Source organism: Yersinia thracica (assembly GCF_902170565.1).
Lineage (GTDB): Bacteria > Pseudomonadota > Gammaproteobacteria > Enterobacterales > Enterobacteriaceae > Yersinia > Yersinia thracica.
The window spans coordinates 1-8207 of record NZ_CABHXX010000016.1; the positions used below are offsets into that span (position 1 = coordinate 1).

The window sequence follows — 8207 nt, forward strand, 5'->3', positions numbered from 1 at the left end:
ATGTTAAAGAGGCATACTGCAATATTCTAGTAAAAACAAACACAATACTAGAAAAGATAAATGAAATTAATAAAGTAGATAACTCACAGAGTATAAATAAATTAAAACAAGAAATTCAATCATTAATATCAGACGATGAATTTGCAAAAGCAAAAAACTTTGTAATACAAAACAACGAAATTCAGAAAAACAAACCACTTGAAAGTATTAATATAAGTCAACCTGAAAGTAAGGCTAGCAAAGAAGTTTACAGTAGTCAACATTCTGTAAAAAGAAGTTCATTTGATTACTCTACAAACAATGGAATAATTGACGTTATATCTAATGACATTTCATTTCCATTACATTTCAGCAAGGCAAGTGATACATCAATATATTTACACAATGGAGCAGAAATAACAAAAATTGCGAGAGTTAAAAATATATTACCACATGAAATCTTATCATTTAAAAATTATGATAGCACATCAAATTCTTATATTATAAATAAAGGAGAGGTGTTTTTAGCTGAACATTCCTCGGGAAGAATACTAGTTGGAAGAATCTCGGAAATTAAAGATGACAGTCGTGGCGCTGAAGAAGATATTGTGGAATTTGACTATGCTACTTTTGAAAGTGGACAAGTAATAACTGCTCCTTAATCGACAACAATAAACTTTGTATAGCGCACATATTATCATGAGAAATGTTTTGTGCGCACATAAATGGTCTCCATCAGCATCATAAATATTACTATACAATCCCTATAAATTTACTAACTACACGCTGTTGCTGACCATGATGCAGAATAAACCATATGGCATTTTTCCCAGTTTGCACACGATTCGCAGGAAGGTGTCGTGACTCCAGCCCAGCCAGTTTGTAAGGTGCAATAATTACCATAGTTAGAACCTCCCGGTTGTGTCCAGTAGCGTGCTACAGGGATTTTATTAGCTGAACATACAGGATTACTCCCGTAAATAACTTCGACCTTTCCACCTGAACCCCAAACACCAGATTGACAAGACAGCATATCCCCAGCACTTGATCGCCCAATAAGCCCATTAGGTGAACAGGTTGCACCAGATACAGCAATCCCATTTATCTGAACATACTCATCTGATGTGATACGCCCTGTCGACTGAATATAACCGGAATAAACACGCTTACTGTTGATATCTGCAGTCGTATTGATATTGCCGGTGGCGTTAATCACATTATTAACCTGAACAACACCGCCATAGGTTGAAGCACCACTGACCGATAAGGTAGATCTTACTTCTACAGGACCAGTCAAAGCCGAATTCCCTACAACGGTTAAGGCACCGCCAACATTGGTTGCTCCTGTCGATTTTAATATCTCAGCCATCACAGTGCCTGCAGCGGTAATATCTTTGGCGTTTTTAATACTTTTGCCGCCCATATTCAGGTCTCCCGTCATTGGCAATGTGCCATCACGGCGCAGATAAACCGAATACATTGATGAATCATAGCCCACACGATAGGCCAATAAACCTTCTGTAGTGATATTGCTGTAGTCAGATGATTTTTCATTCCATTGACCACCATAGCCAGAAGCTACAGTGGGTGATCGGGTCATTCCGCTATCTATTCCTGCCGATTGCATCGCTTTACCAAGGAGGTCATAGCGAACTTTTCCTCCTTCATTCCATATTGCCGTTGTCATAACAAGGCCATTGATCACATAGTTAGGAGCAATACCTGAACGTTTCAATAAAACCTTATATGAAGATTTATTGGCATTCATCCCGGTATAACTAACAGGCAATAGCCCTTCATTAATTAATGTCTGATAAGTGATTTCACAGCCATTAGATGAACAAACTCTTGGCCCCGGATCATTGGATTGACTGGTACTGCTTGTCAGGGTTGAAAGCTTGTCATATCGAATACTGATATAGCGATTAACCGCTTCACCGACTTGCTTTATCTGCGCTCCTACCGTATTAGCTATAGCAACTTCTTGCTCATTTTTCATATCTTGAAATTTAATAAAAGCCATTGCAGTGCCAACTCCTAAAACCAATACCAACTCTAATAAGGAAAATCCTTTTTTATATTGTTTAATCATTTTCGCGTCCTTTTTTTATTTTTACGTAATCATTAATTAACAAAAATAAAAAAGAGGTCAATAGTGATGGAGGACATAATGAGGGAAATAGTGAATTAATTTAACTACCGCGCCCTCTGGGGCTTGGTCAACAGTTCACCGACCTAAAAGTAAATTTTAAGTCGGTTCACCGTTTGGACGTAAAAGGATTATTTATTGATAAAGGTATTAATGTAGATTTTTCCTTGCTGTCTGAGTTTTTCGATATCACTCTCACGAAGATTAGATATGTTAAGTAAAATACCATACACTAACTCTTTATCTACATAACCAATATCACATCCCAAGACTTTGGCAACCTCTGCACCAAAAATTATTTTCTGACGTGTATTTTCTTTTTTTGTTTGCTGTTTCTTTTTTGCTTCCAAGAAATATAATCGTTCTTGTGCTGCAGCAATTTGTTGTTTAATTGTCTTTTCTGTCATAAATCCCCCTTAGTATTTATTTCTATTTCTGTAAGGGATATTCACACTTTCATGATCAGAACTCAGTTGTTTCTTTATTGATTTTATCTTCAATCGAAACTTACTTTTCTCTTGTCTCTCTTTTGCTTTTTCCCTTATATATATTATTGTTTTTTCTGCTTCTAAATAGGCTTTTTCAAAATCAGTAAAGATCCCGTCATCAAGCAGCCTTTTGGCTTCCAAATCGATAGCCTCATCGTTTTTTTTAAACATATATGCCCCTTGTATTTTACTCCTTTTTTATTCATTAGCATATTTACAATAAAAATCAATATTATAAGTGATATTTATTTCACTATCCATAAGCTCAATAGTCCAATATTAATTCCCCACATTATTGCATTAACGCCAAGTAAAATTAATGCCACGTCGTCCAGTTCACCAAGTCTCATGTTATTTCCTTTTTATATTTTCTCTTTATTACCTACATCATATTTATTTAAATAACAAATTATTGATAACATTAACTACCATTAATCCGCCATGAAACGTATTTATGCAACACAATTTTAGATAATAGTTATTCCCAAAACCTCTTACTCACCACGTTACTTAATTTATCTCATTAGTTATTTTATTTTCATAGCCTAATAGATAACTCGTCTTGTCCTTCGGACATTCATTGGGTGGCATCTAATAACATTAACGGATGACATCTTCCTTTAGTCTATATTGCGCCGCTTAATTCGGCGTTTTGTTTTCTCTTTATTTACAGCCTTTCATATTAGTTGTATTAATTAATAAGGAGAGCTTTTACATTGTTATCAAAACAATGCCCACTTATACACTCACTTCGTGAGCGTGTGGGGTCTACCGACGGTTGCCTGCCGCAGGCTAAAAGAAAAACCAAGGTCAACAAAAAAGTTTTTCTTACGAAAAACTAACAGCAACATAGTTATATTTAAGGTTTGTATTTTATGGCGATATTTCATCTGGAGTTTAAAATTGTGAAACGTTCTGAGGGTATGTCTTCCTGTAGAAAGGCGGCTTATCATGCGCGTTGCAAAATAACAGATGATCGCACTGGTAATACTTACGATTTCAGCCACAGAACAGATTTATTTCATCATCAGATATTAGCGCCAGTTTCTGCACCGGCTCATATTATTGAAAGCTCAACAACTTTATGGAATGAAGTCGAAAGAGTTGAGCGCCAGAAAGACGGTCAGACAGCCCGTTATTTTGATGTTGCTATTCCCTGTGAGCTAAACAACGAGGACAAAATAAAACTGGTGTTGGAATACTGCCAAAATAATTTTGTCGATAAGGGAATGATTGCCGATATCGCTTTCCACGGTCTGGACAGTAATAATCCCCATGCACATGTGATGTTGACGTTAAAGCCAATTACGGCTGAAGGCTTTGGCAAAAAGAATAGAAGCTGGAATGAGAAGAAAAACGTGATCCTATGGCGTGAAGCGTGGTCTACCCTCACCAATGATTATCTTGAAGCTGCTGGCACTGAAGTGCGTATTGATCATCGTTCTATTGATGCTCAACACAATGAAGCCTTGGAAAATGCCGCTATTACATTGGATGTTGAAGACAAGGCGTTATGGCTTGCCAAAGCAACGTTAACCAGTCGTCCCCCGATGCAGCGTATTCACCGTGCTAAGTGGAACAGCAAGAGTGTTCAGGAAAACCGTGCTGCTGAACAGGCTGTTCGTGATGAGATGAAACAGCAAGCTCAGGTTACCTACCGAACCTTTAAAGATCTGGACCAACAGATCATTGTTGACCTCAGAAGCTTCACCGTGTCCGAGTTGCCTGAGCCTGTTGAAATCGTATTGCCTGAAACGGGTTCGCAGTCATCATCAGAAGACCAACAGCCAGTTCTGGTTGCCCCAGTACCTCATGCCCGCACTAAATTGAAAAAACCATCCTCAGCAAAAACCAGAACTGGTAAACGCGCTCCTGTTAAGTCCAAGAAGAAAAAAATTGAACCTCGTCAGGATGGTATCTTCAAGCGTTTTACTCTGTTGGTCGTGGATTTCTTCAAGGAGAAATTTATTTGGGCCAAGAAGAAGCCTGTTGCTCCTGATGTTGAGCACGATAAGCGCATTGCTGAAAACTATGTCTTTGATGAGGTGCTGGGTATCTATGTTCCCCGTGCTGAGTTTGAGAAACGAGCAAGGTTTAACAGTGATGACTATATACCGACGAAGGAGGAAATCACTCGTTTTCCAAGTCGCTACAAGCAGGAAAAACAAGATATTGATAACCGCATGAAACTCACACCATCCATGCAATCAAAGCAAACCGGAAAGAGCAATGTTTCAAGACTACGACCTCCGGGTTATAGGGATATATAACGATCGTAGGCAATACAATATTCCTTTTAATTCATTGGCAATAATGTATCATTAATAATGAATCATACCTTACAACTAAGGATCATATTTTGTTAACCATTAACGAAATAAAAAAAGAAGCAATTAAGTTTCGGGAGTTGATCGAAAAATGTGATAAAGATAACACCTGTCTTGTTATCGATTCTTTTCCAGTTATGAGTTGCAAATTATCATCAATGCTTCTTTCCTATCATTTTCTGACATTATGGCCTGAACTTGAGTTAAGAGGAGTAAGTGCTACGACTGGAAAAAATAGCCAAATAAGTCACTATTGGCTAGAGATTAATGACTTTGTAATTGATATAACAGGGGATCAATATAACCTTATTGATGACATAGAGCTAAACAAAAAGATTATACAAAGCAGACCATTCCCCGCCATACATGTATCACATATCAAAGAAAGCTATCTCTATAAATTATTTAAAATTAGAGAAAAAGAGTGTTTAGTGTGCGGATTTCCGACAATTAGAGAGTGTTTTATAGAAGAAATGGAACGTGGGTATAGCCAATTATTGAATCAAGAAAATGGATGATAGTAATAAAATGGCATCTTACTTTAAAAGTTATCGTTATTATCCTCAACTTAAAGTTAACTGAATACATAGGGGTGATGGGCGTGATTTTTGTCGAACAACTTGAGTCTCATACTGGTTGTGGGATTGCGGTAGCAGCAATGCTAATGTCGAAACCTTATTCTGAAGCCAGTGACGTTGTTAAAAAAATCAAGCTTTGTAATTCAAACCTTAAAATTACAGTAAGTCAAATGCGGCAGATTCTCAATCATATATTTAATGTGAGAATCCAAGGGCGTCAAGCCTCATCATTTTTTATAAATAAAAATTATGTTTGCTATTGTAGGTATTTAGGATCAAAAAGCTACCATTGGATAATATATACAAATGGTAAATATTATGATCCCTTAGAAAAAGGACCAAAAAAATTCACTAAACATATGATAACATCGTTATTCGAACTTCCTGATAGCTTTCTTTAAAATCAACACCTATTTAACTAACTTTGCCGTACAATACTAGTCTCAGTCATAGAAATAATAAAACCATGCATCACAAAACCATTTTATCTCTTCATCTTCTGATAAATACTCATAACCAATAATATTTTCTTTTAGATATGATTCTTGTAGTGGTGTTAACTCCTTAAGCAGGATGTGCATTAAATCCTCTGAAGGATATTTATCAAACTCATCTCTTTTTATTCTTGTCTTATTTTCAATAATCACTAATGCTTTTAATATTTCATCTAAAACTTCTTTTTGCTTATCACTCATTATTAACTACTTTGTTTATTATTATATACATTGCAAGTGAAATGAATGTCAAATATATCACATGATATTTTATTTTTTATTTTTTATTTTTTATTTTAAGATTGAACATTTATTAATGAGGTTATGAACGCTATGTACCACATAAAAAAACCACGCCTGTTTAATAAGACGTGGTTCAGGTTTACTCGAAATACTGATATTACATTCTTCGCCTGAAAACAATATTATCTTTAAAAGCGATCTTACCTACAACAAACCCTACAACAGCAATTATTGGCATACTGATTACAGTTCCGGCAATCCCTGCTGCCATACCTATAAAAGCAGACAGTCCAAAGGACAGCAGGATAATGAAAAAGGCATACCAACTGGGATAAGTGCCATACAATACTGAAGCTTGGCACCCTGTGCAGACGTGAACTCCACGCAAGCTCTCTTTGAAACAGTACGGGCATTTAATTGTATTATTTTCCATTTATCAATCCTTCTTAAACTTCACACCCTGATATATGATGCCATCATTGACTTTTTCGATTTTAAAAGTCCAAGCACCGAGATCTTTATTTTGTGTTTTGGCAACATAGACAGGCTTCTGACTTTCATCCCAGCTTTTCACGGTGAATACTCCGTCTTTAAACTTGATCACGTCTTTCTGAATATCAAGCCTCACCCCATATTGAGGACTTTCATAACTGCCATAGATGCCTTTATCACCGCAACCGAATAACAGAGCCGCGAGACCAACAACGAATAAAAAATTACGCATAGATTTAATCCTTTATTAATGACTGATAGTGCCGTCTTTGAGGACAACGAGACGAATCGGCATATCAGCATTGTTTACCGTAGTGAAACCACGAACTTCGAAATTATTGATAGTCCCGGTAATGCTGACCTTCTGACCCTTCTTGTAAGTCAGAACAGCATCATCAAGACCGGAGTAATAATTGATCCACACCATCCCACCGCAGTAGTCAGTGTCGGATGTTTTGAACAACAGGTAGTAGTTCGCATGAGCTGCTTTTTCCATACCTGTCATCATATCGCTGGCACTTCTGCCTTTAGTGACTTCAAGAACAATCGCATTAGCAATTGAGATCCTTTTGCCCGTCCATTTCTTCTCTGCAGCCATCGCATTTTCTTCATAGTCCTTACAAACAGGACCAAGGCCAGCAACTGAGGATGCCGGGCCGGTATCTTGTTTTGCTGTGGAAAGACCTAATGCGTTATCTACTGTTCCGTTCAATGAGGATAACGAGGTATTAATCGCCCCATTGACCTTATTCACGCCTTCATTAAGTTGCTGGCACCCTGATAAAGCTATAACCGTCAGTGCCAGCGATAGCGCAATGCTTTTATTCATACACACCCTCGAAAGAAGTCAGTTTGAGAGGATAAAGGCCGTTCCGGCACCAATAAGATGGCTCTATACGAGGCATCGATTGATACGAAGGAACAAACCATCTTTTTAACCAATTGATAGGATTAAATTATTTTTGTTTTCCGTCATATCGTTTGTAACGATCAAAATCAAACTTATGATAGTTATTACCTATTATAAATATATTATCGATCGTTTATATCAATTGATAATCCGATCAATTAGAGCCAATTGATTGCTAAAAACTATCAATATTAGTTTATAGATCGTTTTAATCGATCGTTTCTTGCTATATCGAGAGTGGATGAGTAGAGTGAGCTGAAACTCAGAGAGCGATTTAATGGCTGTTTGAGTAAAACAGATGAAAAAATTCATCTGACAATATGTAGTTATTCATACAATATCAGGGAAAGTTTTAACAACTTAAAGGTCATGATTTATATAGTGACTTAATAACAAGAAAGGCCAGCATTAGACTGGCCTTATTAAGCCAAGAGATGTTTCAATTATTTTCTCCTCAAATCTGAGTTTTATCTAAGCATTTAATATATTTCATCAAAATAAAATATTACAAAAGCACTGCAAACCAAATGCATTGAATGATTTATAT

At 36.6% G+C, this 8207-nt stretch carries 11 protein-coding genes; 4 read left to right on the forward strand and 7 right to left on the reverse strand.

Features of this window, described 5'->3' with window-relative positions:
- The coding region (locus FTA91_RS20010) for a hypothetical protein (RefSeq protein ID WP_186377336.1) at positions 1 to 641 on the forward strand (641 nt) is incomplete at its 5' end.
- A gap of 113 nt (positions 642 to 754) precedes the next feature.
- Here FTA91_RS20010 and pilV read toward each other — a convergent pair.
- The 3 genes from pilV to FTA91_RS02320 all read right to left on the reverse strand — a co-directional run bounded on the left by pilV (position 755) and on the right by FTA91_RS02320 (position 2787).
- On the reverse strand, positions 755 to 2071 hold the full coding sequence (gene pilV / locus FTA91_RS02310) for a shufflon system plasmid conjugative transfer pilus tip adhesin PilV (RefSeq protein ID WP_145518538.1): 1317 nt from the start codon (positions 2069 to 2071) through the stop codon (positions 755 to 757).
- A gap of 188 nt (positions 2072 to 2259) precedes the next feature.
- Positions 2260 to 2535 (reverse strand): conjugal transfer protein TraD, encoded by a 276-nt coding sequence (locus FTA91_RS02315; protein ID WP_020282882.1) that lies wholly within the window; start codon positions 2533 to 2535, stop codon positions 2260 to 2262.
- A gap of 9 nt (positions 2536 to 2544) precedes the next feature.
- Positions 2545 to 2787 carry a hypothetical protein gene (locus FTA91_RS02320; RefSeq protein ID WP_145582846.1) on the reverse strand — a complete coding sequence of 81 codons (243 nt, stop codon included), beginning with the start codon at positions 2785 to 2787 and terminating at the stop codon, positions 2545 to 2547.
- A gap of 704 nt (positions 2788 to 3491) precedes the next feature.
- Here FTA91_RS02320 and mobQ point away from each other — a divergent pair.
- The 3 genes from mobQ (at position 3492) to FTA91_RS02335 (ending at position 5922) form a co-directional block, all read left to right on the forward strand.
- Positions 3492 to 4886: a MobQ family relaxase gene (mobQ, locus tag FTA91_RS02325; RefSeq protein ID WP_145582848.1), complete on the forward strand. Its 1395-nt coding sequence runs from the start codon at positions 3492 to 3494 to the stop codon at positions 4884 to 4886.
- Positions 4887 to 4975: 89 nt separating this feature from the next.
- Entirely contained in the window at positions 4976 to 5461 is a 486-nt protein-coding gene (locus tag FTA91_RS02330; RefSeq protein WP_145582850.1) for a hypothetical protein, read from the forward strand.
- Positions 5458 to 5922, forward strand: a complete 465-nt coding sequence (locus FTA91_RS02335; RefSeq protein ID WP_145582852.1) for a hypothetical protein — start codon at positions 5458 to 5460, stop codon at positions 5920 to 5922. The genes FTA91_RS02330 and FTA91_RS02335 overlap by 4 nt, the downstream gene beginning before the upstream one ends.
- A gap of 42 nt (positions 5923 to 5964) precedes the next feature.
- On the opposite strand, the gene FTA91_RS02340 is transcribed toward FTA91_RS02335, so the two are convergent.
- From FTA91_RS02340 to FTA91_RS02355, 4 genes are all read right to left on the reverse strand, one after another.
- Positions 5965 to 6216: a hypothetical protein gene (locus FTA91_RS02340; protein WP_145582854.1), complete on the reverse strand. Its 252-nt coding sequence runs from the start codon at positions 6214 to 6216 to the stop codon at positions 5965 to 5967.
- 199 nt (positions 6217 to 6415) lie between these two features.
- Positions 6416 to 6691 (reverse strand): membrane protein, encoded by a 276-nt coding sequence (locus FTA91_RS02345; protein ID WP_049647960.1) that lies wholly within the window; start codon positions 6689 to 6691, stop codon positions 6416 to 6418.
- A gap of 3 nt (positions 6692 to 6694) precedes the next feature.
- Positions 6695 to 6982 carry a hypothetical protein gene (locus tag FTA91_RS02350; RefSeq protein WP_145582856.1) on the reverse strand — a complete coding sequence of 96 codons (288 nt, stop codon included), beginning with the start codon at positions 6980 to 6982 and terminating at the stop codon, positions 6695 to 6697.
- Between the two features lie 15 nt (positions 6983 to 6997).
- On the reverse strand, positions 6998 to 7579 hold the full coding sequence (locus FTA91_RS02355) for a hypothetical protein (protein WP_145582858.1): 582 nt from the start codon (positions 7577 to 7579) through the stop codon (positions 6998 to 7000).
- Positions 7580 to 8207 lie beyond the last annotated feature (628 nt).